This is a genomic window from Rathayibacter sp. AY1C9 (assembly GCF_002932315.1).
Taxonomy (GTDB): Bacteria; Actinomycetota; Actinomycetes; order Actinomycetales; family Microbacteriaceae; genus Rathayibacter.
This window is the reverse complement of the sequence record NZ_PSVZ01000001.1, coordinates 130,794-156,583: the sequence shown is the minus strand read 5'-3', so window position 1 is coordinate 156,583 and position 25,790 is coordinate 130,794. Positions and strand designations below refer to the sequence as shown.

The following is a 25,790-nucleotide window of genomic DNA, read 5'->3' as shown; positions in this document are numbered from 1 at the left end:
GTTCGCCCAATCGCGGGGTGTCGGATCGGCCGCGGGAGTCGCCCTCCGCCGCCGCGCAGCCCGTCGGTAGGGTGGGAGGATGTCCGACCAGACCCTGCACCCCCTCGACGCCCCCGACGCCGATCCCTTCGAGATCGCGGCCCGCGCGGCCGCTCAGATCGCCGAGGCGACAGGGGTCGAGAAGCACGACATCGCCCTCACCCTCGGCAGCGGCTGGGGCAAGGCCGCCGACGCGATCGGCGAGACGACCGCGACGGTGGAGGCCACCGAGATCCTCGGCTTCTCCAAGCCGGCCGTGCACGGGCACGGCGGCACCCTGCGCTCCGTCCTGCTCCCCACCGGCAGGCGCGCGCTGATCATCGGCGCCCGCACCCACTACTACGAGGGCTACGGCGTGCGCCGCGTCGCGCACAGCGTCCGCACCGCCGCCGCGACGGGCGCGACGGTGATGATCCTCACCAACGGCGCGGGCGGCATCAAGGAGCACTGGACGCCCGGGACCCCCGTGCTGATCAGCGACCACATCAACCTCACCGCCGACTCGCCGCTCGAGGGCGCGACCTTCGTCGACCTCACCGACCTCTACTCCTCGCGCCTGCGCGACCTCGCCCGGGGGACGCGTCCGGAGCTGGACGAGGGCGTGTACGTGCAGTTCCGCGGGCCGCACTACGAGAGCCCGGCCGAGGTGCAGATGGCGAAGATCATCGGCGGCCACATCGTCGGCATGTCGACCGCCCTCGAGGCCATCGCCGCGCGCGAGGCGGGCATGGAGGTGCTGGGCATGTCGCTCATCACGAACCTCGCCGCCGGCATCCAGAAGACCCCCCTCAGCCACGAGGAGGTGCTCGAGGCCGGCCGCGACGCCGAGGACGACCTCGCCCGCCTGCTCGCCGGGATCACGGGCGCCCTGTGAGCGCCGACGTCCGGGAGCTCGCCGAGGCCTGGCTCGCCCAGGACCCCGACCCGGAGACGCGGGAGGAGCTGGTCGGCCTGCTGACCGCCTCCGACTCGGGGGACGCCTCCGCCCGCGCCGAGCTCGAGGACCGCTTCGGCGCCCGCCTGGCGTTCGGCACCGCGGGCCTGCGCGGCGCCATCGCGGCGGGATCCAACCGGATGAACCGCGTGCTGGTCTCGCAGGCCGCCGTGGGCCTGGCCGACTTCCTGCTGGCGCAGGGCGTCCAGCGGCCCGTGGTCGTGATCGGCTACGACGGCCGGAAGAACTCGCGCGTCTTCGCCGAGGACTCCGCCGCGCTGATGGCGGGCGCCGGCGTGGACGCGGTGCTGCTGCCCCGGCTCCTGCCCACCCCCGTGCTGGCCTTCGCCGTGCGCCACCTCGGCGCCGACGCCGGAGTGATGGTCACGGCGAGCCACAACCCGCCGCAGGACAACGGCTACAAGGTGTACCTCGGCGGCGCCGACGAGGGCTCGCAGATCGTGCCGCCGGTCGACTCCGAGATCGCCGAGCGGATCCTCGCGGTCGCGCGGGACCGGCGCGTTCCGGAGCTTCCGCGCGGCGAGTACCGGCTCGCGGACGAGTCCGTGGTCGCCGCCTACATCGAGGCGACGGCAGCCGTCGGCCGCCAGTCCGCTCCGCTGCGCGTCGTCTACACGGCGATGCACGGGGTCGGCTGGGAGACGGCGCACCGGGTGCTCTCCGCGGCGGGATTCGACGAGCCGGCCGTCGTGGTCGAGCAGATCGAGCCCGACGCGGCGTTCCCCACGGTCGCGTTCCCCAACCCGGAGGAGGCGGGCGCCCTCGACCTCGCCTTCTCGACCGCGCGCTCCGGTCGCGCGCAGCTGATCGTGGCCAACGACCCGGACGCCGACCGCTTCGCCGCCGCCGTGCCCGACGCCTCCGCCCCGGAGGGCTTCCGGCGCCTCACCGGCAACGAGGTGGGAGCGCTCCTCGGCTGGCGCGCCGCCGAGCAGGCCCGCCGCGAGGGCCGCACCGGAGGAGCGCTCGCCTGCTCGATCGTGTCCTCCCCCGCCCTCGGTGCCGTGGCGGCCGACTACGGCCTCGACTTCGCCGAGACGCTCACGGGCTTCAAGTGGATCTCGCGCGTCCCCGACCTCGTCTTCGGCTACGAGGAGGCACTCGGCTACCTGGTGAACCCCGGGACGGTCCGCGACAAGGACGGCGTCTCGGCCGCGCTCGCCTTCCTCTCCCTCGCGAGCGCGCTCGCCGCCGAGGAGCGCACGATCGACGACGAGCTGGAGTCGTTCGCCGAGCGGTTCGGGCTCTTCGGATCGGAGCAGATCTCGCTCCGCGTCACCGACCTCTCCGAGATCGGCCGGATCATGGCCGGAATGCGCGCGACGCCTCCGACCGCGATCGGCGGGCTCGCCGTCGAGCGGAGCGAGGACCTGCTCGCCGAGGGCGGCGCGCTGCCCCCGACCGACGCGCTCCGCTTCTCCCTGGACGGTGCCCGTCTCATCGCGCGCCCGAGCGGCACGGAGCCGAAGGTCAAGCTCTACCTCGACGCCTGGTCGCACGACTCCGACGCCGACGCCCGCCGGTCGGCCGTCTCGTCCCGCCTCGCCGCCCTGCGCACCGGCGTCGCGGAGCTCCTCGCGTAGGTCCCCCTCCGGTCAGCGGGGCGCGCGGACACCGATCCGCTCGCCCCGCTTCCAGAGCCACTCCACCGGACCGAGCTCGAACCGGCGCAGCCACAGGTGCGCCGCGAGCACGACGACCGCCGCGATGAGCAGGAACGCTCCGACGGTCGCCGGGACGCGCCACTGCGCGGCGGTCACCGCCAGCCCGAGTCCCCAGCCGTAGAAGAGGGCGCCGCCGAGCAGGTTCTGCAGGAGGTAGGCGCTCAGGGCGACCCGGCCGACCTCCCGCGCCCGGCGTGCCGCCCAGCCCTCGGCGCCCCGGCGGAGGCAGGCCTCGGCGAGGGCCGCGAGCAGGCCGAGCCCGACCAGGGGCGCGACGAGGTAGCGCTCGGCGAGCAGACCGGCGGCGCTCCCCCCGACGCCCAGCGCGAGGTCGACGGGGAGGGCGAGGGCGCCGAGGACCATCATGCGACGGCGGAGTGACGCGCCCTCGGCGGCGAGGACCCCCGCCCGATGGAGGCGCGCGCCGAGGAGGAACATCGCGAGGCTGAGGAGCCCGATGAGCACCGGCTCCGCACGGAAGACGCCCGCGTTCTGCAGCCGGAAGAGGGCGAGGCCGAGGAACGACGCGTCCGCGTAGGGGCTCCGGCCGGTCGGCCCCTGTCCGGCACCGTCCGGACTCACCGCCACGAGCGCCACGAGCGCCGAGATCAGGACGACGTGCAGAGCGCCGCAGACGAGGATCACGCGGCGCTGCGTCGTCGGCCGGGTGAGCAGCAGCCAGGCGACGACCGCTCCGGTGACGGCGTATCCCATGAGGACGTCGAACTCCGCGATCAGCACGTAGTTGACCGCGCCGTCCAGGAGGAGGAGCGTCGCGCGCCAGAGGTAGCGGCCCGGCCAGCGCGTCCCGCGCCGGACCGCGGAGGCGTGCTGGATCGCGAGGCCCACCCCGAAGGCGAGGGAGAGGAGGGCGAGGAACTTGCCCTGCGCCAGCGCCATCAGCAGGAGCTGCGCAGTCCCGGCGGAGGAGGAGGTCTCCGGCGTCACCGGGACGGAGAGCAGTCCGAGCATCCCCCAGGGGTGGGAGAAGATCCAGATGTTCGTGCCGAGGGTCCCGATGATCGCGACACCGCGGACGACGTCCAGGGTCGCGATGCGGCGGCCGGCTCCGGCACGGGGTGGCAATACGGTCGTATTGGTCATGTCCGAGAGCGTAGCCTGCTCGAGCAGTCGAACGAGAGGGACGCCATGCCGGATCGGCGCGAGAGCAGGAGCGACATCCTCTCGGCGGTCGTCGCCGTCCTCTCGACCCGCGGGGCGGAGCACCTCAGCATCCGCACTGTCGCGGCCGAGGCCGGCGTCTCGGTGGGGGCCGTCCAGCACCACTTCCCGACGAAGCAGGCGCTGCTGGCCGGCGCGATGGCCCGGCTCGAGGAGCGCTTCCGCGAGCGGATGCGGAGCCGCCTGGAGGCCGAACCCTCGGCCGAGGTGCGGCTGCGCGTCTTCTGCGACGAGATCGCGTGCGTCGCGGACGAGGACGTGCCCGACGCGATCGTGTGGACCGCCTTCGCCTCCCGCGCCGGCACCGATCCGGAGATCCGCGCGATCCACACCGCCGGCTGGTCGCGAACGGAGGACGTCGTCCTGGAGCTGCTGCGCGCCGCGCATCCCGCGGCGTCGCTCGGCGCCGACGACGCGGCGCTTCTCCTCGCAGTCCTCGACGGCATCGCGGTCTCCCGCGCGGCCGAGCGGCCCGCCCGCCTCTCCCCCGCCCGCGCCCGCCACCTGATCGGCACCGTCCTCGAGCAGCTCGCCGCCCGCTGACCCCCCAAGACCCGAGCAGCCGTCCGCGCGGGAACCCGGCTCTCGGCACGCCGCTCCGCGGCCACTCGACCAGCAGGGGCGGACGACGGACGCCCTCCCACCGCACGGTAGACACATCGCGCCCTGGAAATGGGAGTCTTGATACGCCGCTCTGCGGCTACTCGACCAGCAGGAGGAGGGAGCGCCCTCTCACCGCAAGGTGGAGGGCGCGTCCGAGAATCGCGTGGCAGCGATTCGAGGCAGCCCGACGGAATACGCTCTGCGGAACGCACCCCGTCGGGAGGCCGACCGCGCTGAGCCGCGCAGGGAGCGGCTCAGAGTCGAGCTCAGCCCAGCGCCCGCTCGATCTTCTCCGTGATCTCGTTCTGGTCGAGGTAGTTGTCGATGACGATGACCTCGGCGAAGGTGCGGCCGATGCGGTCGACGAGCTCACCGGAGGTGAGGATGACCTGCGCGTCGGCGGCGAGCGCGTCGACGGAGGCCAGGTCGGAGGCGATCACCTCGGCCTCGAGGTCGAGGGTCTCGAGGGCGCGCTCGGCTCCGAGCTTGAGGATGGCGGAGGTGCCGATTCCGGCGCCGCAGAGGGTGACGATCTTCATGCGCTTCTTCCGTGGTGCGGGTGGTGCGGGGTGCTGTCGGTGAGGACGGCGTTGATGCTGCGGACGGTGCGGGCGGCGGCGAGGGCACCGACCGCGTCCGGACGGCTGAGCACATCGGCGAGCCCGGAGACGAAGCCGACGTGTCCGTGCGCCTGGGTGGCGGCGATCCCGATGACGACCGACACCGGGTCGTTGGTGCTGTGGCCGAAGGCGACGGGCTCGGCCAGCGTGACGACGGAGAGGCCGTCCGCGAGGACGTCGTTGCCGGGCCGGGCGTGCGCGAGGGCGAGCCCGGGCGCGATGACGATGTACGGCCCGAGCACGTCGACCTGCTCGACCATGCGCCGGGAGTAGGCGGCGTCCACCGCGCCGGTCCGCTCGAGCGCACGGCCCGCCTCGAGGACGGCCTCCCGCCACGATCCGGCGGAGTGGCGGAGGGCCACCGCCTCCTCGGGGAGCGCGTCGAGCGGCACCGTCAGGCCGCCTCGAAGCCGGCGCTGATCGTCTCGACGAGCTCGCGGCGCTCGTCGAGCGGCAGGAAGGCGGCGTGGGCCGCGTTCAGCTGGAAGGCCTCGAAGTCGTCGAGATCGTACCCGAACGCGTCCGACAGGAGGGCGAGCTCGCGGCTGAGGGTCGTCGCGCTCATCAGGCGGTTGTCGGTGTTCACCGTGACGCGGAAGCCCAGCTGGTAGAGCAGGTCGAAGGGGTGGTCGGCGAGCTCGGCACCCCACGCCGCGACGGCGCCGGTCTGCAGGTTGGAGGAGGGGCTGAGCTCGAGGGCGATCTCGCGGTCCTTCACCCACTCCGAGAGCTCGCCGAGGGTCACGTAGCTCGCGTCGTCGTCCTGGCGCTCGATGCGGATGTCCTCCGCGATCCGGACGCCGTGACCCAGGCGCAGCGCGCGGCCGTCGAGCAGGGCGGAGCGGATGCTGTCGAGGCCGTCCGCCTCCCCCGCGTGCACCGTGGTCGGGAAGTGCGCCGCCGCGAGCAGCTCGAAGGCGGGACGGTGCCTCGAGGCGGGGAAGCCCGCCTCGGCTCCGGCGATGTCGAAGCCGATCGCACCGCGCTCGCGGTGGCGCAGCGCCAGCTCGGCGACCTCGAGCGAGCGGTCGGCGTGCCGCATCGCGGTGATCAGCTGGCCGACGCGGATGCGGTGTCCCTCCGCCGCCGCCTCCTGCACGCCCTGCTGCAGCCCCTCCTGGACCGCCTCGACAGCCGCGTCGAGCGAGAGCCCGGCGCGCTGGTGCTGCTCCGGCGCCCAGCGCACCTCGCCGTGCACGACTCCGTCGGCGGCGAGGTCGAGCACGAACTCGCGGGCCACGCGCTCGAGCGCCGGCGCGGTCTGCATCACGGCGACCGTCGTCTCGAAGGTGGCGATGTAGTCGGTGAGGGAGCCGGAGTCGGCCGTGGCGCGGAACCACTCGGCGAGCGCGTCCGGCTCCTCGGCCGGGAGCGGCACGCCCGTCTCGCGGGCGATCTCGAGGACCGTCCCGGCCCGCAGCCCCCCGTCGAGGTGGTCGTGCAGCGACACCTTGGGGAGCTCGTCGATGAGGACGCCCTCGCCCGGGAGGAGGTACTCCTCGGTCTGATCGGTCACGGTGCTCCTCGCAGGTCGGCGGTGGTTCGCCGACCACCCTAGAGGGTCGGCGGGAGCGGCTCGCCGGGCGGCGCCTCCTCCGTGCCGGGCGGCGCGGGGCTAGGAGACGCGCTCCGCCACGAGGGGGCCGCCGTCGAGCACCTCGTCGCCGTCGTCGCCGATCCGGTAGGCACCGTCGAGCGCCTCGAGCGCCCGGGCGAAGCGCTCCGGCTCGTCGGCCGACAGCGTGAGCAGGGGCCGGCCCGCGCGGACGCGGTCGCCCGGCTTCGCGTGCAGGTCGATCCCCGCCGCGTGCTGCACCGCGTCGGACTGTCGGGCGCGTCCGGCGCCCAGGCGCCAGGCGGCGATGCCGAACGGCAGCGCCTGCTGCTCCACCAGGACGCCGTCGCGCTCGGCGACCACGACGTGGGTCTCGCGGGCCTCGGGGAGCGCCGCATCCGGATCCCCTCCCTGAGCGCGGATGACCGCGCGCCAGGTGTCCATCGCCGCGCCGCCGTCGAGGGCGCGCTCGACGTCCGCGTCCGGCTGCCCGGCGAGGGCCAGCATCTCGCGGGCCAGGGCCAGCGTCAGCTCCCGGACGTCCGAGGGACCGCCGCCGGCGAGCACCTCGACCGACTCCCGCACCTCGTTCGCGTTACCGATGGCCAGACCGAGCGGCACGTTCATGTTGGTCAGCAGCGCGGTGGTCCGCACCCCCGCGTCGTTGCCGAGGTCGACCATCGCCCGCGCCAGCTCCCGCGAGCGCTCGATGTCGACCATGAACGCCCCGGAGCCGAACTTCACGTCGAGCACCAGGGCGTCGGTCCCCTCGGCGATCTTCTTCGACATGATCGAGGACGCGATCAGCGGGATCGCCTCGACGGTCCCGGTGATGTCCCGGAGCGCGTAGAGCTTCTTGTCGGCGGGGGCGAGGCCCGAGCCCGCGGCGCAGATCACGCCGCCGACCGTCCGCAGCTGCTCCAGCATCTCCTCGTTGCCGAGGTCGGCCCGCCAGCCCGGGATCGACTCCAGCTTGTCGAGCGTTCCGCCCGTGTGGCCGAGCCCGCGTCCCGAGAGCTGGGGCACCGCCACGCCGAAGGAGGCGACCAGCGGCATCAGCGGCAGCGTGATCTTGTCGCCGACCCCGCCCGTGGAGTGCTTGTCGACCGTGCGCTTGCCGAGTCCGTCGAACCGCATGCGCTCGCCGCTGGCGATCATCGCCAGGGTGAGGTCGCGGATCTCGTCGCGCTCCATCCCGTTCAGCAGGACCGCCATCGCGAAGGCCGCCATCTGCTCGTCAGCGACGTAGCCGCGGGTGTAGGCGTCGATCAGCCAGTCGATCTGCGCGGTCGAGAGCGTGCCGCGGTCGCGCTTGGTGCGGATGATGTCGACGGCGTCGAAGTCCTCGACGGGGGTGGTGCGGGTCATGCGGAGTCCTCGGTTCGGGAGTGGCAGCGGTGACGGCGGCGCTAGGAGGCGGCGTAGGCCTCGAGCGTGCGCGGGCCGAAGGCGTCGGGGATGACCTCGTCGATCGTCTTCACGCCCGACACGGTCTGGAGGAGCATGCCCTCGGCCGAGTGCTCGAAGAGCAGCTGGCGGCAGCGCCCGCAGGGCATCAGGACGCCGCCCTTCCCGTCGACGCAGGTGAAGGCGACGAGCCGGCCGCCGCCCGTCATGTGCAGCGAGGACACCAGCGCGCACTCGGCGCAGAGCGTGAGCCCGTAGGAGGCGTTCTCGACGTTGCAGCCCGAGATCGTCCGGCCGTCGTCCACGAGCGCGGCGACCCCGACGGGGAACTTCGAGTACGGGACGTAGGCGTGGCTCATGGCCTCCAGGGCGGCCTCGCGCAGCGCCTCCCAGTCGATGTCGGTCACGACGGCTCCTCTCAGGACTTCAGGTACGGCTTGCCGGCGGCGGCCGGTCCGCGGGACTGGCCGACGAGACCGGCCACCGCGAAGATCGTCACGACGTACGGCAGCATCAGCATGAACTCGCTGGGCACGGGCGAGCCGATGACGCCGAGCACGTTCTGCAGGTTGGTCGCGAAGCCGAACAGCAGCGACGCGAGCGTCGCCTTGATCGGGTCCCAGCGGCCGAAGATGACGGCGGCCAGGGCGATGAAGCCCGCACCCGCGGTCATCTCCTTGCCGAACGCGCCGACCGCGTCGAGCGTGTAGTACGCGCCGCCGACTCCGGCGATCGCCCCGGCGAGGGAGACGTTCCAGAAGCGCGTGCGGGCGACATCGATGCCCACGGTGTCCGCGGCCTGCGGGTGCTCGCCCACTGCGCGCAGGCGGAGGCCCCACTTGGTCTTGAACAGGCCCCACCACACCGCGAAGATCGCGAAGTACATCAGGTAGACGATCACCGTCTGGTTGAACAGGACGGCGCCCACGATCGGCATCTGGCTGAGCACCGGGATCGGGAGGCGGTCGAACTTCACCGGCGAGTTGAACGTCGACGCGTCGGCGGAGAGGACCTGGGAGTAGAGGAAGCTCGTCAGGCCGGTCACCAGCACGTTCAGCACGACTCCGACGATCACCTGGTCGACCAGGTACTTGATCGCGAAGGCGGCCAGCACGAACGACACCAGGACGCTCGCGACCATCGCCGCGAGCAGGCCGAGCACCGGCTGGCGGGTGAGGGAGCCGACCATCGCCGCGGTGAAGGCGCCGGCGAGCAGCTGCCCCTCGATCGCGACGTTGACGACTCCGACCCGCTCCGAGATGACGCCGCCGAGCGAGCCGAAGATCAGCGGAGTGGCGAGCCCGACGGTCCCGAGCAGCAGCCCCGAGACGGGCAGCGCGGCACCGGCCGACGCCCAGACGAGGAACCCGATCAGGAAGACCAGGGCGAAGACCGCCGAGAGCCAGAGCGGGATCCGGCGGCCGGCGCGGGTGAGCGCGGCCGACGCGACGGCCAGGGCGACCAGGAGGATCGCGACGACCACGCCCGTCCCCCGCGTCGGGAACGGGATGTCCGGCAGCGCGAAGAAGTCGGTCCCCGCGGCGAGGCGGAACGAGCTCGTCCCGTCGCGGCCGAGGGCCACGAAGAGGACGACGGCGAGCAGCGCGAAGACGCCGAACGCGATCGGCGCCTTCCAGCTGCGGATCACGACGCGGTCGGGGGCGGTGGCGACGGCGGTGCTCATGCGGACACCTCCGAGGTGCGGCGGGTGCGGCGCTTCGGGGCGGCCCCGGGCGTCGGGAGGCGGAAGATCGCGCGCACCAGCGGCGGTGCGGCGATGAAGAGGACGATCAGCGACTGCACGACGAGGACCACGTCGATCGGCACGCCCTCGGCGGCCTGCATCGAGTAGCCGCCCGCCTTGAAGGCGCCGAAGAGGATGCCGGCGAAGAACACGCCCCAGGGTCGGGAGCGGCCCAGCAGCGCGACCGTGATCGCGTCGAAGCCGATGCCCGCGTCGATCCCGGAGGTGAAGCCGGTCGTGACCGTCCCCATCACCTGGGCGCTGCCGGCGAGGCCGAGCAGGCCGCCGGAGAGCAGCATCGCGTACACGTAGCTGTTCTTCACGTCGATGCCCGCGACCCGTGCCGCGTGCGGGTTCTCCCCCACCGCGCGGAACTTGAAGCCGATCGTCGAGCGGTTCAGGAGCCACCAGACGAACACGGTCGCGAGGACCGCGAAGACGAAGCCGAGCGTGAGCGAGTATCCGGGGCCGAGGAGCGCCGGGAAGACCGCGGTCTCTTTCATCCCGGGCGACTTCGGGTTGTTCGAGCCGGGCGCCTGCAGGGCGCCGGGCGTCCGCAGGAGGTAGGAGATCAGGTAGAACGCGACGTAGTTGAGCATGATCGTGAGGATCACCTCGTGCGCGCCGGTGCGGGCCTTGAGCAGTCCCACGAGTCCGCCCCAGAGCGCGCCGCCCAGGATGCCGGCGGCAAGCGCGACGATCAGGTGCACGCCCCACGGGAGGTCGAAGGAGAAGCCGACCCAGCCCGCGCAGGCGGCGGCGATCAGCATCTGGCCGCGGCCGCCGATGTTGAACAGGCCGACGCGGAAGGCCAGCGCCACTCCGAGCCCGCCGGCGATCAGCGGAGTCGCGAAGGCCAGGGTGTCCGTCAGCGGCTTGATGCCGTTGGCGAAGCCCTCGCGGCGGAAGTTGTAGACCGAGCCCTGGAAGAGCGAGGAGTAGGCACCGGAGACGGACTGCCAGATCGCCTGCAGGGTGTCGAGCGGCCGGGCGAAGAAGTAGCCCGACGCCGCCTGGACGTCCTTGTCGGTCGCGGCGATCAGCACGCCGCCCGCGATGAGGGAGAGCAGCACGGCGAGCACCGACATCAGCGCGGTGCCGGAGAGGATCTCGCGCAGGACGCGGGAGGCGCCGCTCTCGAGCGGGCCGGGGCGCACCTCCTGATCCGGCTTCTGGCCGGGCTCGAGCCCGGACGCCTTCTCGGTCTCCGCGTCGGGATCGACCGCGGGCAGTTGCGCGTCGCTCACGCCGCCGCTCCCTTCTCGGCGGGCGTCTGCCCGGCCATCATGAGCCCCAGGACCTCGCGGGGCGTGTCGGCGGGGACGATGCCGATGATCCCGCCCTTGTACATGACCGCGATGCGGTCGGCGAGCGCCGCGACCTCGTCGAGCTCGGTCGACACCACGATCACGGGTACCCCGGTGTCGCGCGTCTCGACGATGCGCTTGTGGACGAACTCGATGGAGCCGACGTCGATGCCGCGAGTGGGCTGCGCCGCGATGAACAGCCGCAGCTCCCGGCTGAGCTCGCGCGCGAGCACCACCTTCTGCTGGTTGCCTCCGGAGAGGCGGCCGACGTGGGTGCCGATCCCCTGGGCGCGCACGTCGAACTCGCGCACCCGCTCCTCGGCGAAGCGCTCGAGCTCCTTGAGCCGCAGGCCCAGTCCCTTCACGAACGGACCGCGGTCGCTGCGGTCGAGCATGAGGTTCTCGGCGATCGTGAACTCGGCGACCAGACCGTCCTCGGTGCGGTCCTCGGGGACGAAGCCGACCCCCGACTCGAGGACGCGGCGCACGGACAGCCCGTCGAGGCGGCGCCCGTCCAGGGTCACCGAGCCCTCGACCCGCTCCTGCAGGCCCATGATCGCCTCGGTGAGCTCCGTCTGGCCGTTGCCCTGCACGCCCGCGATCGCGAGGATCTCGCCGCGGCGGACCTCGAAGGAGACGTCGTCGACGACGGCCTGACCGTTGGCGTCGCGCACGGTGAGGTTCGAGACGACGAGGGCCTCGTCGCCCGGCACCGCCTGCTCCTTCTGCACCGTCAGCTCGACGGCGCGGCCCACCATCAGCGAGGCGAGCTCGGCGTTGCTCGCCGTCGGCGACGCCTCCCCCACGACTCTGCCGAGGCGGATGACCGTGATGCGGTCTCCGACCTCGCGCACCTCGCGGAGCTTGTGCGTGATGAAGACGATGGCGGTCCCGGCCGCACGCAGCTGGCGCATGATCGCGATCAGCTCGTCGGTCTCCTGCGGGGTCAGCACCGCGGTCGGCTCGTCGAACACGAGCACCCGGGCGTCGCGCGAGAGCGCCTTGATGATCTCGACCCGCTGCTGCACGCCGACGGGGAGGTCCTCGACCAGGGCGTCGGGATCCACGTCGAAGCCGAAGCGGTCCGAGATCTCGCGCACCCGGGCGCGCGCGGCGGCGAGGTCCAGGCGCCCGCCGGCCTTCGTCTCCTCGTGGCCCAGCATGACGTTCTCGGCGACGGTGAACACGGGGACGAGCATGAAGTGCTGGTGGACCATCCCGATGCCCGCCTTCATGGCGTCACCCGGACCGGAGAAGTGCTGGACCGCGTCGTCCAGCAGGATCTCCCCCTCCTCGGCCTGGTACAGGCCGTAGAGCACGTTCATGAGCGTCGACTTGCCCGCGCCGTTCTCGCCGAGGAGGCAGTGGATCTCACCGGGTTCGACGGTGAGATCGATGTGGTCGTTGGCCACGAGCGCACCGAAGCGCTTCGTGATGCCACGCAGTTCGAGCTTCATGGGACCAATCTAACTTTCGGTTCGCGCCACGATGCGCCGTCGGCCGGGATCGAGGGACGCAGCGGAGCCGATCGGCCCGCCGGACCGACGAAGAGGCCGGCGGGCCCGAGGTGTGCTCGGGCCCGCCGGCCTCTTCGAGGAAGCGGCTAGGACGCCGCGGGAGCGGACGGGGAGGTGACGGTGATGGAGCCGTCGATGATGCCCGCCTTGATGGTGTCGAGCTCGCCCTGCAGGTCGCCCGAGACCTTCGACTCGAAGTCGTGGAACGGCGCGATGCCGACTCCGTCGTTCTCGAGGGTGCCCACGAAGGGAGTGGGGTCGAAGTCGTCGGCTCCGGCGGAGCTGGTGACGTCGGTCGTGCCGGCCTCGATGCCCTTGAGGATCGAGGTCAGGTACAGGTCGGCGCCGTCGGGGTAGGTCTCGTACAGGTCCGCGTCCACGCCGACCATCGCGATGTCCTTGCCGGAGTCGCGGATCGCCTCGATCGCCGACTGGAAGATCGGACCGCCGACGGGGAGGATGACGTCCGCGTTCTGGTCGATCAGCGACTGCGCGGCCGACTTGGCCTCGACGCCCGCCGCGAAGCCGCCGGTGAAGGAGCCGGTCTGCGCGTCGACGTCCCAGCCGACGACCTTGACGTCCTTCCCCTTCTGCTCGTTGTAGTACTTCACGCCGTCGGCGTAGCCGTCCATGAAGATCGTGACGGTCGGGAACTGCTGGCCGCCGTAGGTGCCGACGACGCCGGTCTTGGAGTACGACGCGGCCGCGTAGCCGGCGAGGAACGCCGCCTGCGAGGTGTCGAAGGTGATCGGCTTGACGTTCGGCAGGTCGATCGACGCGTCGTCGATGATCGCGAAGTCGATGTCCGTGTTCGCCTCGGCCGCGGCCGACGTGGCCTCGGCCAGCGCGAAGCCGACGGTGATGATCAGGTTGCAGCCCTGGTCGACGAGGCTGGTCAGGTTCGGGGCGTAGTCCGTCTCGGACTCCGAGGTGACGGTCTTCGGCGTGACGCCGAGGTCCTCCGAGGCCTTCACGAGGCCGTTGTAGCCGAGCTCGTTGAACGACTTGTCGTCGAACCCGCCCGCGTCGGAGACCATGCAGGGCAGGAAGTCGCCACCGGCGGCGGCGCTGGAGCCGCCCTCCTCGGGGGCGGAGGCGCAACCGGCGAGAAGCGCGGTGACGCCGAGGGCGGCGAGACCGCCGAACGCGGCCTTACGCGAGGTGATAGTCAAGATGTCGTCCTCCAGGAATGCGGCCCCGCGCGACGAGCGCAGCAGGGCGTCGATTCCCACACGTTACCCAATGTGACAAGCCGCTCAGCCGCCCGGACGGTAGACCTCAGGAAGCGTTACACAGTGTTGATCTTCGCGACATGCGGAGCGTGTCGCGGGTGCGGGCGGCTGTGCTCGATTCCGAGCCGCGGAGCGGCTCGGCGCGGTCGGCTTCGCGACGGGTGCGTTCCGCAGAGCGAGTCGCGTCGGGCTGGCCTGAATCGCTTGGCACGCGATTCCGGCTCGCGGCCCTCTCCCCTGCTGCCGGACGTCGAAGGCGTTCGGAGGAGCTCCGCGCTGCGCGCGGTCGGGCTCGACGCGATGCTCCTCCATGGTGGTCGAGTTGCCGCGGAAGCGGCGTATCGAGACCCAGCCACCAGCACCCAGGGCGACGGCCGAGGCCCTCATCGAGGGTGGTCGAGTCGCCGCGCGAACGGCGTATCGGGACCGCCGCACGCGCATGAGGCGAGGGGCGGAACGGCGAGGGGCGGAACGGCGAAGCGCGGCGCCTCCGAGGGGAGGGCCGCGCTTCGACGGGTGGGACGGAGTGCTAGAGGACGTCCGTGCGGCCGGAGAGGCGCAGGGCGTCGACGACGCCCTTGACCTTCTGGGCGTTCTCGGTCGTGGTCACCAGGAGTGCGTCGGGGGTGTCCACGACGACGATGTCCTTCACTCCGATGAGGGCGATGGTGCGGTTGCCGCCGCTGACGACGATGCCCGTCGCGGAGTCGGCCAGAACACGCGCGTCCTCGCCGAGGATGGCGAGGTCCGAGCGGAGTCCGCTCGAGTGCAGCTTCGCGATCGAGGCGAAGTCGCCCACGTCGTCCCAGGAGAAGTGGCCGGGCACGACGGCCAGCTTGCCCGCGGCCGCGGCCGGCTCGGCGACGGAGTAGTCGATCGCGATCTTCTCCAGGCCCGGCCAGATGCGGTCGACGACCGCGCCGCGCTCCGGGGTGTCCCACGCGGCGGCGAGCTCGAGCAGTCCGGCGAGCAGCTTCGGCTTGGCGCGGCCGAGCTCCTCGAGGAGGCGGTCGGCGCGGGCGATGAACATGCCCGCGTTCCAGAGGTACTGACCGCTGGAGAGGTAGGCGCGCGCGGTGTCGGCGTCGGGCTTCTCGACGAAGGAGTCGACGGCGAGCGTGTGCGTCGCCCCGTCGATCCCGAGGTGCTTCCCCGTGCGGATGTAGCCGAAGCCCACGGCAGGCTCGGTAGGCGTGATGCCGATGGTCGCGATGTAGCCCGCGTCCGCCGCGACGACGGCCTCGGCGACCGCGTCGTGGAACAGCTGCTGACCGCTGATGACGTGGTCGGCGGCGAACGAGCCGATGATCACGCCCGGCTGGCGGCGCTCGAGGATGGCGGCGGCCAGGCCGATCGCGGCGGACGAGTCGCGCGGCTCGCTCTCGAGGACGACGTTGAGGTCCTCGAGGCTCTCGAGCTGCTCCTCGACGGCGGCGCGGTGCGCGCGGCCGGTCACGACCATGATCCGGTCGGCGCCCGAGATGGGCGCGAGGCGGTCCCAGGTGTCGCGGAGGAGGGTCTGTCCCGACCCCGTCAGATCGTGCAGGAACTTCGGGGCGTCGGCCCGGGAGAGCGGCCACAGCCTCGAGCCGATCCCGCCGGCGGGGATCACGCTGTAGAAGCGGTCGAGCGGGGCGCGGCCATCGGTCTCAGGTGATGTCATGTCCGCAGGATACAAGGGAGCCCGAGCGCGACCGTCCGTTCACCCGGGCGCGCGCCGCCGTTCATCCCGCCGCCGTAGCGTCCGGGGCGTGAGAGTCGCGGTCGTCACCGAGAGCTTCCTGCCGTCGTTGAACGGCGTGACCACGAGCGTCCTGCGGGTGCTCGACGAGTTCGCGGAGCGCGGGATCGAGGCGCTCGTCGTCTGCCCGGCCGCGGGGGCGCCGGGCCACTACGCGGGCCACCGCGTCGTGGAGCACCCGGCGATCGCCTACCGCGACTTCCCGGTCGGGATCCCCACGCTCGCCCTCACCCGGGAGCTGGCCGACTTCGAGCCCGACGTGGTGCACGTCGCCTCGCCCTTCCTCCTCGGCGCCCGCGCCATCGCCTCGGCCGGTCGGCTCGGGGTGCCGAGTGTCGCGATCTACCAGACGGACGTCGCGCGATTCGCGGCCCGCTACGGCATCCGCGGCGCCCGCGCCCTCGCCTGGCGGGTGATCCGCCAGATCCACGCCGGGGCGGACCTGACCCTCGCCCCCTCCACCAGCGCCCTCGACGACCTCGCCGCCGCCGGCATCGAGCGCACCGCGCTGTGGGGCCGCGGCGTGCAGAGCGACCGCTTCCACCCGCGCCGCCGATCCTCCCCCTACGCGCAGGCCGTCCGGGCCGGACTCGGCGCGGACGACGCGCTCGTCGGCTACATCGGGCGCCTCTCCCCCGAGAAGAGAGTGGAGCGGATGGCGGCACTCGCCTCCCTCCCGCACGCGGAGCTGGTCGTGGGCGGCTACGGCCCCTCCTCCGCCCGGGTCGCCGCCGCCCTCGGCCCGGCGGCGCGGATGCTCGGCCGGCTCGACGGCGACCGGCTGCCGGCGGTCTTCGCCGCGCTCGACGTCTTCGTGCACACCGGAACGGAGGAGACGTTCGGCCAGACGGTGCAGGAGGCGCAGGCGTCCGGCACCGCGGTGGTCGCGCCGCACGCGGGCGGCCCCACCGACCTCATCGAGCACGGCGTGGACGGCCTGCTCTACGCGCCCGAGAGCGACTCCGACCTCCGCCGGCAGGTGGAGCGCCTGGTCCGAGATCCCGCACTGCGCGCCCGGCTCGGCGAGGCGGGCCGCCGCCGCGTGCTCCACCGCACCTGGAGCGCGCTCACCGACGAGCTCCTCGCGCACTACGCGACCGCGGGGGCGCCCGCCCTCGCCCTGCCCCGCAGCTAAGGCTCGCCTAAGCCGCGCCCGCCTGCGAGCGCGCTTACAATCGGAGGGCGAGTTTCTCGTCGCTCCCCGCCCCGTCCCCGTCCACGCGACGTGGGAACAGGTCAGGCCGTCGGAGCACAACCAGGGAGGGTTGTTCGTGTCAGTTCAAGCTGCTCAAACCCTCGCACCCCGGAAGCAGGGGAAGATCCGGCGTCCGGCCGGCACCCTTTACCGCGGTCGCGAAGGCATGTGGTCGTGGGTGCTCCACCGGATCACCGGTGTCGCCATCTTCTTCTTCCTCCTCGTCCACGTCCTCGACTCCGCTCTCATCGCCGTGAGCCCCGAGGCGTACAACGCGGTCATCGGCACGTACAAGAACCCGATCATGGGACTCGGCGAGACCGGGCTCGTGGGCGCCATCGCGTTCCACGCGCTGAACGGCCTGCGGATCATCCTGGTCGACTTCTGGAGCTGGGCGACCCGCAACCAGCGCGTCCTCTTCTGGGTCGTCATGGGCCTCTGGGTCGTGCTGATGCTCGGCTTCGCGCCGCGCCACCTGATCAACGTCTTCAGCGAGGGGGGTGCGCATTGAGCACCGTCGCCGCACCGCGGACCCCGCACACCCCGACCCGCTCCTCCGGCACCAACTGGGAGAAGTGGGGCTGGATCTACATGCGCGCCTCCGGCGTCGTGCTGATCGTCCTGATCTTCGGGCACCTCATCTACAACCTGCTGCTGGGCGACGGCATCAAGGCCATCGACTTCGGCTTCGTCGGCGGCAAGCTGGCGAACCCGTTCTGGCAGTGGTGGGACGTCCTCATGCTGTGGCTCGCGCTGATCCACGGCGGCAACGGCATGCGCACGCTGGTCAACGACTACGCGACCTCGCCCCTGCTGGCCAAGGCCTTCAAGGGCGGCATCCTCGTCGCCGTCGTCGCGCTGATCGCGCTCGGCACCTGGGTCGTCTTCGCGTTCGACCCGTGCCCCGCCGGCACCGCCGCGGACCTGCTGCCCTCCTTCTGCGCAGCGTGACCACGGTGCCGCGGATCGGAGAGGGGCCCGCGCCCCTCCCGGTCCGCGGCACCGCGTCCCGGCACCTCCCCCTCCCATCCCCGTACGACGGAGCACCCACCCCGTGAGCACACCAGGCCACTCCCACATCGGCGCCGACCAGAGCGCCTTCGCGCAGACCGTCGGACCCGACGGCGTCCAGTACCACCAGTTCGACGTCGTCATCGTCGGCGCCGGCGGTGCCGGGATGCGCGCAGCCATCGAGGCCGGCCCCAAGGCGAAGACGGCCGTGATCTCGAAGCTGTACCCGACCCGCTCCCACACCGGAGCGGCGCAGGGCGGCATGGCCGCCGCCCTCGCGAACGTCGAGGAGGACAGCTGGGAGTGGCACACCTTCGACACCGTCAAGGGCGGCGACTACCTCGTCGACCAGGACGCGGCCGAGATCCTCGCGAAGGAGGCCATCGACGCGGTCATCGACCTCGAGAACATGGGCCTGCCATTCAACCGCACCGAGGAGGGCAAGATCGACCAGCGCCGCTTCGGCGGCCACACCCGCGACCACGGCAAGGCGCCCGTCCGCCGGGCCTGCTACGCGGCCGACCGCACCGGCCACATGATCCTGCAGACGCTGTTCCAGAACTGCGTCCGGCTCGGCATCAACTTCTACAACGAGTTCTACGTCCTCGACCTGGTGATGACCGAGGTCGACGGAGTGGCCAAGCCCTCCGGCGTCGTCGCCTACGAGCTGGCCACGGGCGAGCTGCACGTCTTCCAGGCGAAGGCGATCATCTTCGCGACCGGCGGCTTCGGCAAGATCTACAAGACCACCTCCAACGCGCACACCCTCACCGGCGACGGCGTCGGCATCATCTGGCGCAAGGGCCTCCCCCTGGAGGACATGGAGTTCTTCCAGTTCCACCCGACCGGCCTCGCCGGCCTCGGCATCCTCCTCACCGAGGGAGCGCGAGGAGAGGGCGCGATCCTCCGCAACGCCTCGGGCGAGCGCTTCATGGAGCGCTACGCCCCCACCATCAAGGACCTCGCGCCGCGCGACATCGTCGCCCGCTGCATGGTCCAGGAGGTGGCGGAGGGCCGCGGCGCCGGACCGCACAAGGACTACGTGCTGCTGGACTGCACCCACCTGGGCGCCGAGGTCCTCGAGACCAAGCTCCCCGACATCACCGAGTTCGCCCGCACCTACCTGGGCGTCGACCCCGTCGTCGAGCCGGTCCCCGTCATGCCGACCGCGCACTACGCGATGGGCGGCATCCCGACCAACGTCAAGGCCGAGGTGCTCTCGGACAACACGACCGTCGTCCCCGGCCTCTACGCCGCCGGCGAGTGCGCGTGCGTCTCGGTGCACGGCTCCAACCGCCTCGGCACCAACTCCCTCCTCGACATCAACGTCTTCGGCAAGCGCAGCGGCAACAACGCCGCCGACTACGCCAAGACGGTCGACTTCACCCCCCTGCCCGCCGACCCGGCCGGCGCGATCCGCGACATGCTCGCCTCGCTCCGCTCCGCGACCGGCACCGAGCGGATCGCCTCGATCCGCAAGGAGCTGCAGGACGAGATGGACAAGAACGCCCAGGTGTTCCGCACCGACGAGTCCCTCGAGGCCGTCACCGGGACCATCCAGCGCCTGCGCGACCGGTTCCGCAACATCTCGGTGCAGGACAAGGGCAAGCGCTTCAACACCGACCTCCTCGAGGCCGTCGAGCTGGGCTTCCTGCTCGACCTCGCCGAGGTCGTCGTCTACTCGGCGCGCAACCGCAAGGAGAGCCGCGGCGGCCACATGCGCGACGACTTCCCGAAGCGCGACGACGAGAACTACATGCAGCACACGATGGCGTACCTCTCCGGTGACGCCCACTCCTCCGACGCCGGTGACCACATCCGGCTCGACTGGAAGCCCGTCGTGATCACCCGGTACCAGCCGATGGAGAGGAAGTACTAGCCATGTCGACCGCTACCCTCGAGCAGCCGCCCGCCGCCCCCGCGGCCCCGGAGGCGTTCACCGTCACGTTCATCATCCGCCGCTTCGACCCCGAGGTGGACGCCGAGCCGCGCTGGCAGGACTTCGACGTCGAGATGTACTCGACCGATCGCGTCCTCGACGCCCTGCACCGCATCAAGTGGGACCAGGACGGATCGCTGACCTTCCGCCGCTCGTGCGCGCACGGCATCTGCGGATCCGACGCGATGCGGATCAACGGCCGCAACCGCCTGGCCTGCAAGACGCTGATCAAGGATCTCGACATCTCGCAGCCGATCTACATCGAGGCGATCAAGGGACTGCCCCTCGAGAAGGACCTCGTCGTCGACATGGAGCCGTTCTTCGCCTCCTACCGCGAGGTGCAGCCGTTCCTGGTCGCCCATACCCCGGCACCCAAGGGCAAGGAGCGCGTGCAGTCGGTCGCCGACCGCGCCCGCTTCGACGACACCACGAAGTGCATCCTCTGCGCCGCGTGCACGTCGTCCTGCCCCGTGTTCTGGACCGACGGGCAGTACTTCGGCCCTGCGGCGATCGTGAACGCCCACCGCTTCATCTTCGACTCGCGCGACGACGCCGGTGGAGCGCGCCTGGACATCCTCAACGACAAGGAGGGCGTGTGGCGCTGCCGCACGACCTTCAACTGCACGGAGGCGTGCCCGCGCGGCATCCAGATCACGCAGGCGATCGCCGAGGTGAAGCAGGCCGTCATCCGCGGCCGCGCCTGATCCTCCCCCTCGCGAACGCGTCCGGCCCGCCGGGATCCTCGGATCCGGCGGGCCGGACGCGTTCCTGCGTGCAGGCGGGCGCGTGCACGGGAGCGCCGCGAGGCCTCAGTACGCTGGAGGAATGACCGAGGCGGCCGACACTCCCCGCGGGATCCCGGGCCTGTTCGAGCGGGTCATGCGGACGCGGCCGGTGCGGGTGATGCTGCACTACTCCGAGACCGGCGGGCCCCTCTTCGCCTCCGGACTCGCCTTCCAGGCCCTGTTCGCGGTCTTCGCGGCGCTCTTCGTCTTCTTCGCCGTCTTCGGCTTCTGGGTGCGCGACGACTCGGTGCTGCGCGACTCCCTCCTCGACCTGGTGACCCGCTCCGTCCCCGGCCTGATCGGCGGGAAGAACGCCCTCGTGTCGGTGGACGACCTGCTCGACTCGTCGATCCTCGGCTGGACGGGTGCGATCGCGGCCGCCGGCCTGCTCTGGACGGCGCTCAACTTCCTGGGGAGCCTGCGCCAGGCGGTCCGGCTGCTCTTCTCGCTCCCCGGACCCACGACCCTCTTCGTCCTGCTCAAGCTCAAGGACGCGGGGCTCGCCCTGGTCTTCGGGGCGGTGCTGCTGGTCTCGGCCGGTCTCTCCGTGTTCTCGACTTCGCTGGTGGACGTGGCGTTCGGCTTCCTCGGGATCGGCAGCGAGTCGATGCCGGCCCGTCTCGCCGGCAGCGCGGTCGGCCTGCTGATCATGCTCGCCCTGGACACGGGCACCCTGGCCGGCTCCTTCCGCATCCTCTCGGGCATCTCGATCCCCTGGAAGAACCTCTGGGCGGGGTCGCTGCTCGGCGGGATCGCTCTCGGCGCGCTCAAGGTCCTCGGAACACAGCTGCTGGGCGGCGCCTCCCGCAATCCGCTGCTCGCCTCGTTCGCGGTCCTCATCGGTCTGCTGATCTGGTTCAACCTCGTCTGCCAGGTGATCCTGATCGCCGCGTCGTGGATCTCCGTCGGGATGAGCGACGCCGGGATCTCGGCGCGCAAGCTCACGCCGGAGGAGCGCGAGAAGGAGCGGGAGGAGCAGCTGCGCACCGCCCGCCGCACCCTCGCCGAGGCCGAGCGCGAGCGGCTTCGCGCCGCGCTGCCGGAGGCGTCCCTCCTCAAACGACGGCGCCTGGAGCGCCAGCTCGCGCAGCTCGAGGAGGAGCTCGAGCAGCTCGCCGCCTGACCCGGCGGTCCTCCTTCCGTCCAGCCCTGCGTCGCCGGGCCCGATTCCGCCTGCCGAGTCTGTCCGTTTCTGTTGACTTCCCTCCCGAACGGGTCTAAAAAGAGGTAAACGCAGATCCGAGGTCGGCAACGACACCGCGGATCCGGCGCACCACCCACGGCGAGACGACGGAGTCCACATGTACGCACCGGAGCGGCACCAGGCGATCCTGGACCGCGCCCGCACCGACGGGCGCGTCGAGGTCCGCGACCTCGCCCTCTCCCTCGCCGTGACGCCGGAGACGATCCGCCGCGATCTCACCAGCCTCGAGAAGCGGGGCCTGCTGCGCCGTGCGCACGGCGGCGCCATCCCCGTCGAGCGCCTGGGCATCGAGCCCGAGGTCGCCGCCCGCGAGGGACACCTCGCCGGCGAGAAGGACCGCATCGCCACCGCGGCCCTCGCCGAGGTGCCCGACGGCGGCTCGATCGCCATCGACGCCGGCACCACCACGGTGCGGCTGGCGGAGCTGCTCCCCCTGGACCGCCGGCTGACGGTCGTCACCCACTCCCTCCCCGTCGCGATGGCGCTCGTCGGCCGGCCCAACATCGACCTCCACCTCATCGGCGGGCACCTGCGCGGAGTCACGCAGGCCGCCGTCGGACCGTGGGCCGCCCAGGCCCTCTCCACGGTCTCGGTGGACGTCGCCTTCATCGGCACGAACGGCCTCAGCCTCGAGCGCGGGCTCACCACCCCCGATCTCGACGAGGCCGTCGTCAAGTCCGCGATCATCGCCTCCGCGCGCCGGGTCGTGGTCCTCGCCGACCACTCGAAGTTCGGCCGGCAGGACTTCGGGCACGTCGCTCCGCTGTCCGCGGTCGACACCGTCATCACCGACGCCGATGTCGACGACGAGCTCGCCGACGACATCGAGTCGGCCGGCCCGGAGGTCGTCCGCGCATGATCGTCACCGTCACCGCCAACCCGAGCATCGACGTCACCCTCTCCACGAGCGGCTTCGCCGTCGGCGAGGTCAACCGCGCGCACGACGTGCGGCGCGACCCGGCCGGCAAGGGCGTCAACGTCGCCCGTGCCCTCGCCCGCAACGGCGTCGAGGCGACCGCGGTCTACCCGGCCGACGCCTCCACCGGCCTCGACCTGTCCACCATGCTCCGGGTCGCCGGAGTCCGCTCGGCCAGTGCGGCGATCGCCCACCCGATCCGCACCAACATCACCGTGGTCGACGACAAGACGGGCCGCACCACCAAGATCAACGAGCCCGGCCCCGCCGTCACGGAGGAGGAGGCCCACGCCCTCTCCGAGCTGATCGGCGAGCACGTCTCGGCCTCGCCCCGCTGGCTCGTCGCCTGCGGCAGCGTCCCCCCGGGACTGGGAGCGGACTTCTACCCCGCGCTCGGCCGCCTCGCCCTGCACTTCGGCGTCCCCCTCGCCGTCGACACCTCGGGAGCCCCCCTGACCGCGATCATCGCGGCCGGCACCGCCACCCTGGTGAAGCCCAACCTCGAGGAGCTCGAAGAGCTCCTCGGCCGCTCCCTGACGACGGTCGGAGACGTCGTCGCCGGAGCCCGTGAACTCCTGCAGCTGCCCGACGCGCGAGCGCTCGTCAGCCTCGGAGAGCACGGCGCCCTCCTCGTCACGGCGCATGCGTCGTGGTGGGCGGGCGCCCCCGCCGTCGTGCCTCTCAGCACCGTCGGCGCCGGCGACAGCACACTCGCCGGCTACCTCTCGGCCGTCGACGCCACGGAGGCGGAGCGCCTCGCGACAGCAGTCGCGTGGGGTACCGCCGCCGTCCAGCTCCCGGGCAGCGAAGCCCCGGGTCCCGACTCCCTCCGCCTCGACGACGTCTCCGTCGTCGAGAACCCCGACCCCACCCTCCCGATTGGAGAACTGAGCGCATGACTGCTCTCACCGAGGCGTCGACGGTCATCGTCGACCTCACCGCCGCCACGAAGGACGAGGCCACCGCGCAGCTCGCGAAGACGCTCGCCGACGCCGGCCGCGTCACCGACCTCGACGGCTTCCTCGCCGACGTCCGCGACCGCGAGTCGCAGATGGCGACCGGCATGCCCGGCGGCATCGGGATCCCCCACGCCCGCTCCTCCCACGTCGTCTCGCCCAGCGTGGCGGTCGGCATCGCGAAGCAGGGCGTCGACTTCGGCGCCCCCGACGGCCCGGCCGACCTGATCTTCCTGATCGCGGCTCCGGACGGCGCCGACCAGGCGCACCTCAAGATCCTCGCCCAGCTCGCCCGCAAGCTGATCCACGAGTCCTTCACCGGTTCCCTCCGCGCCGCCGCCAGCGGCCAGGAGGTCGCGGACATCATCGCCCGAGAGGTCGTCGTCTCATGAGGATCGTCGCCGTCACGAGCTGCATCGCCGGCATCGCGCACACCTACATGGCGGCCGAGGCCCTCGAGCAGGCCGCGAAGAAGAAGGGGTACGAGATCCAGGTCGAGACCCAGGGCGCCGCGGGCTCCGATCCCATGTCGGACCGGACCATCGCCGACGCCGACGTCGTGATCCTCGCCGCCGACCTCGAGGTCCGCGGCAAGGAGCGCTTCGCCGGGAAGCCCACCCTCGAGGTGGGCACGTCGGAGGCGCTCGCGAAGGCGGCCGACGTCATCGACCGCGCCGTCGCGAAGGTGCAGGACGCGCCCGCCGCGAGCCCCGCCTCCGGCCCGCGCTTCGTCGCCGTGACCAGCTGCATCGCGGGCATCGCCCACACGTACATGGCGGCGGAGGCGCTCGAGCAGGCCGCGAAGAAGCGCGGCTACCCGATCCACGTCGAGACCCAGGGCGCGGCCGGCTCGGACGAGATGACCGCGGCCGACATCGCCGCCGCGGACGTCGTCATCCTCGCCGCCGACCTCGAGGTCCGCGGCAAGGACCGCTTCGCCGGCAAGCCGATCCTCCAGGTGGGCGTCGCCGAGGCCCTGTCCAAGCCGGACGAGGTCCTCGACCGCGCTCTGGCTCTCCGCGGCTCCGGCTCCGCCGCGTCCGCCCCCGCCCGCTCGACTCCGGCCGCGGCCCCCGCCGCGCCGAAGAAGGTCGGCGTCGGAACACGCATCCGCCAGAACCTGATGACCGGCGTCTCCTACATGATCCCGTTCGTCGCGGCGGGCGGTCTGCTGATCGCGCTGTCGTTCCTGTTCGGCGGCTACCGGATCGTCGACTTCACGGCCCAGCAGATCATCGACGACGGCTTCAACGTGGCGAACATCACCGACTGGGCCGGAGTGATGTTCCTCATCGGAAGCGCGACCTTCGCCTTCCTGGTGCCGGTGCTCTCGGGCTTCATCGCCTTCGGCATCGCCGATCGTCCCGGCATCGCGCCGGGCTTCCTCGGCGGCGCGGTCGCGGTCACCGTCGGCGCGGGCTTCCTGGGCGGCCTCGCCTCCGGCTTCATCGCCGGCTACGCGGCCCTCTACATCTCGCGGATCAAGCTCCCCGCGGCGTTCAAGTCGCTGATGCCCGTCGTGATCATCCCCCTGATCGCCACCTTCATCACCGGCTTCCTGATGTTCGTGGTGCTCGGAGCGCCGCTCCGCACACTGAGCGAGGGCCTGTCGTCCTGGCTCTCGGGCCTCTCGGGCGGCAACCTGATCATCCTGGGGATCATCCTCGGCCTCATGATGGCGTTCGACATGGGCGGTCCGGTCAACAAGGTGGCCTACGCCTTCGCGACCACCGGCCTCGCCTCCGTCCCCGCCGACGGCGACCCGAACTCCGTGCAGTTCAAGGTGATGGCGATCGTCATGGCCGCCGGCATGACCCCGCCGCTGGGTCTGGCCCTGGCCACGACGCTCCGCAAGCGCCTGTTCACCGACGCCGAGCGCCAGAACGGCAAGGCCGCCTACCTGCTGGGCGCGTCCTTCATCTCGGAGGGGGCCATCCCGTTCGCCGCGGTCGACCCGCTGCGCGTGATCCCGTCCGCCATGGTCGGCTCGGCCGTCACGGGTGCGCTCGTCGCGCTCTTCGGCTCCACCCTCCGCGCCCCGCACGGCGGCGTCTGGGTCACTGGTCTCGTCGGGCAGCCGATCCTCTACCTGGTCGCCATCCTGGTGGGCATGGTCGTCACGGCCGTCTGCGTGATCATCGCGAAGAGCATCAAGCGCGCCCCGGTGGTCGCCGAGGTGCCCGAGCCCGCCACCGCGCAGGCCGTCCCCGCCTGATCC

General features: G+C 71.9%; 24 protein-coding genes. 13 read left to right on the top strand and 11 right to left on the bottom strand.

Annotation, left to right across the window (positions count from 1 at the left end; all coding sequences use genetic code 11):
- The first annotated feature begins 79 nt into the window (after positions 1–79).
- Together C5D09_RS00820 and C5D09_RS00815 are read left to right on the top strand one after the other, a co-directional pair.
- The gene (locus C5D09_RS00820; protein WP_104238027.1) at positions 80–913 is read left to right on the top strand and encodes a purine-nucleoside phosphorylase; all 834 of its coding nucleotides are present in this window, start codon (positions 80–82) and stop codon (positions 911–913) included.
- The gene (locus C5D09_RS00815; protein WP_104268401.1) at positions 910–2,577 is read left to right on the top strand and encodes a phospho-sugar mutase; all 1,668 of its coding nucleotides are present in this window, start codon (positions 910–912) and stop codon (positions 2,575–2,577) included. Before C5D09_RS00820 ends, C5D09_RS00815 begins: the two co-directional genes overlap by 4 nt.
- 12 nt (positions 2,578–2,589) lie before the next feature.
- On the opposite strand, the gene C5D09_RS00810 is transcribed toward C5D09_RS00815, so the two are convergent.
- Positions 2,590–3,762, bottom strand: a complete 1,173-nt coding sequence (locus tag C5D09_RS00810; RefSeq protein WP_104246686.1) for a DUF418 domain-containing protein — start codon at positions 3,760–3,762, stop codon at positions 2,590–2,592.
- A gap of 45 nt (positions 3,763–3,807) precedes the next feature.
- On the opposite strand from C5D09_RS00810, the gene C5D09_RS00805 reads away from it, so the two are divergent.
- Complete coding sequence (locus C5D09_RS00805) at positions 3,808–4,383, top strand: TetR/AcrR family transcriptional regulator (RefSeq protein WP_104268400.1); 576 nt, start codon at positions 3,808–3,810, stop codon at positions 4,381–4,383.
- A gap of 326 nt (positions 4,384–4,709) precedes the next feature.
- Here the strand turns inward: C5D09_RS00805 and C5D09_RS00800 are convergent, their stop codons facing one another.
- From C5D09_RS00800 to C5D09_RS00755, 10 genes are all read right to left on the bottom strand, one after another.
- Positions 4,710–4,982, bottom strand: coding sequence for a PTS sugar transporter subunit IIB (locus C5D09_RS00800; protein WP_104268399.1), 273 nt, complete (start codon positions 4,980–4,982; stop codon positions 4,710–4,712).
- Positions 4,979–5,455, bottom strand: coding sequence for a PTS sugar transporter subunit IIA (locus C5D09_RS00795; RefSeq protein ID WP_104255398.1), 477 nt, complete (start codon positions 5,453–5,455; stop codon positions 4,979–4,981). The genes C5D09_RS00800 and C5D09_RS00795 overlap by 4 nt, the downstream gene beginning before the upstream one ends.
- Positions 5,456–5,457: 2 nt before the next feature.
- Positions 5,458–6,579: an adenosine deaminase gene (locus C5D09_RS00790; protein ID WP_104268398.1), complete on the bottom strand. Its 1,122-nt coding sequence runs from the start codon at positions 6,577–6,579 to the stop codon at positions 5,458–5,460.
- A gap of 99 nt (positions 6,580–6,678) precedes the next feature.
- Positions 6,679–7,986, bottom strand: a complete 1,308-nt coding sequence (locus tag C5D09_RS00785; protein WP_104223179.1) for a thymidine phosphorylase — start codon at positions 7,984–7,986, stop codon at positions 6,679–6,681.
- A gap of 41 nt (positions 7,987–8,027) precedes the next feature.
- Positions 8,028–8,432: a cytidine deaminase gene (locus C5D09_RS00780; RefSeq protein ID WP_104223180.1), complete on the bottom strand. Its 405-nt coding sequence runs from the start codon at positions 8,430–8,432 to the stop codon at positions 8,028–8,030.
- Between the two features lie 11 nt (positions 8,433–8,443).
- Entirely contained in the window at positions 8,444–9,709 is a 1,266-nt protein-coding gene (locus tag C5D09_RS00775) for an ABC transporter permease (RefSeq protein WP_104268397.1), read from the bottom strand.
- Positions 9,706–11,016, bottom strand: a complete 1,311-nt coding sequence (locus tag C5D09_RS00770; protein WP_219812597.1) for an ABC transporter permease — start codon at positions 11,014–11,016, stop codon at positions 9,706–9,708. Before C5D09_RS00770 ends, C5D09_RS00775 begins: the two co-directional genes overlap by 4 nt.
- A complete protein-coding gene (locus tag C5D09_RS00765; RefSeq protein ID WP_104223182.1) occupies positions 11,013–12,533 on the bottom strand; it encodes an ABC transporter ATP-binding protein in 1,521 nt (506 codons plus the stop codon). Before C5D09_RS00765 ends, C5D09_RS00770 begins: the two co-directional genes overlap by 4 nt.
- 146 nt (positions 12,534–12,679) lie before the next feature.
- On the bottom strand, positions 12,680–13,765 hold the full coding sequence (locus tag C5D09_RS00760) for a BMP family protein (RefSeq protein WP_104268522.1): 1,086 nt from the start codon (positions 13,763–13,765) through the stop codon (positions 12,680–12,682).
- Between the two features lie 589 nt (positions 13,766–14,354).
- Positions 14,355–15,488 (bottom strand): mannose-1-phosphate guanylyltransferase, encoded by a 1,134-nt coding sequence (locus C5D09_RS00755; protein ID WP_104223184.1) that lies wholly within the window; start codon positions 15,486–15,488, stop codon positions 14,355–14,357.
- A gap of 88 nt (positions 15,489–15,576) precedes the next feature.
- Here C5D09_RS00755 and C5D09_RS00750 point away from each other — a divergent pair, with 88 nt between their 5' ends.
- The 10 genes from C5D09_RS00750 to C5D09_RS00700 all read left to right on the top strand — a co-directional run bounded on the left by C5D09_RS00750 (position 15,577) and on the right by C5D09_RS00700 (position 25,787).
- The gene (locus C5D09_RS00750) at positions 15,577–16,701 is read left to right on the top strand and encodes a glycosyltransferase family 1 protein (RefSeq protein ID WP_181027095.1); all 1,125 of its coding nucleotides are present in this window, start codon (positions 15,577–15,579) and stop codon (positions 16,699–16,701) included.
- Positions 16,702–16,837: 136 nt separating this feature from the next.
- Entirely contained in the window at positions 16,838–17,272 is a 435-nt protein-coding gene (gene sdhC / locus C5D09_RS00745) for a succinate dehydrogenase, cytochrome b556 subunit (protein WP_374952907.1), read from the top strand.
- Entirely contained in the window at positions 17,269–17,712 is a 444-nt protein-coding gene (locus C5D09_RS00740; RefSeq protein ID WP_104223187.1) for a succinate dehydrogenase hydrophobic membrane anchor subunit, read from the top strand. The genes sdhC and C5D09_RS00740 overlap by 4 nt, the downstream gene beginning before the upstream one ends.
- A 127-nt stretch (positions 17,713–17,839) precedes the next feature.
- Positions 17,840–19,651 (top strand): succinate dehydrogenase flavoprotein subunit, encoded by a 1,812-nt coding sequence (gene sdhA / locus C5D09_RS00735; RefSeq protein WP_104268521.1) that lies wholly within the window; start codon positions 17,840–17,842, stop codon positions 19,649–19,651.
- 2 nt (positions 19,652–19,653) lie between these two features.
- Complete coding sequence (locus tag C5D09_RS00730) at positions 19,654–20,415, top strand: succinate dehydrogenase iron-sulfur subunit (RefSeq protein ID WP_104268396.1); 762 nt, start codon at positions 19,654–19,656, stop codon at positions 20,413–20,415.
- 121 nt (positions 20,416–20,536) lie between these two features.
- Positions 20,537–21,619, top strand: a complete 1,083-nt coding sequence (locus C5D09_RS00725; RefSeq protein WP_104223189.1) for a YhjD/YihY/BrkB family envelope integrity protein — start codon at positions 20,537–20,539, stop codon at positions 21,617–21,619.
- A 178-nt stretch (positions 21,620–21,797) separates the two neighbouring features.
- Complete coding sequence (locus C5D09_RS00720) at positions 21,798–22,559, top strand: DeoR/GlpR family DNA-binding transcription regulator (protein WP_104226423.1); 762 nt, start codon at positions 21,798–21,800, stop codon at positions 22,557–22,559.
- Entirely contained in the window at positions 22,556–23,515 is a 960-nt protein-coding gene (locus C5D09_RS00715) for a 1-phosphofructokinase family hexose kinase (RefSeq protein ID WP_104246693.1), read from the top strand. The genes C5D09_RS00720 and C5D09_RS00715 overlap by 4 nt, the downstream gene beginning before the upstream one ends.
- Positions 23,512–23,964 carry a PTS sugar transporter subunit IIA gene (locus tag C5D09_RS00710; protein WP_097166616.1) on the top strand — a complete coding sequence of 151 codons (453 nt, stop codon included), beginning with the start codon at positions 23,512–23,514 and terminating at the stop codon, positions 23,962–23,964. Before C5D09_RS00715 ends, C5D09_RS00710 begins: the two co-directional genes overlap by 4 nt.
- Positions 23,961–25,787 carry a PTS fructose-like transporter subunit IIB gene (locus tag C5D09_RS00700; protein ID WP_258066866.1) on the top strand — a complete coding sequence of 609 codons (1,827 nt, stop codon included), beginning with the start codon at positions 23,961–23,963 and terminating at the stop codon, positions 25,785–25,787. The genes C5D09_RS00710 and C5D09_RS00700 overlap by 4 nt, the downstream gene beginning before the upstream one ends.
- Positions 25,788–25,790 lie beyond the last annotated feature (3 nt).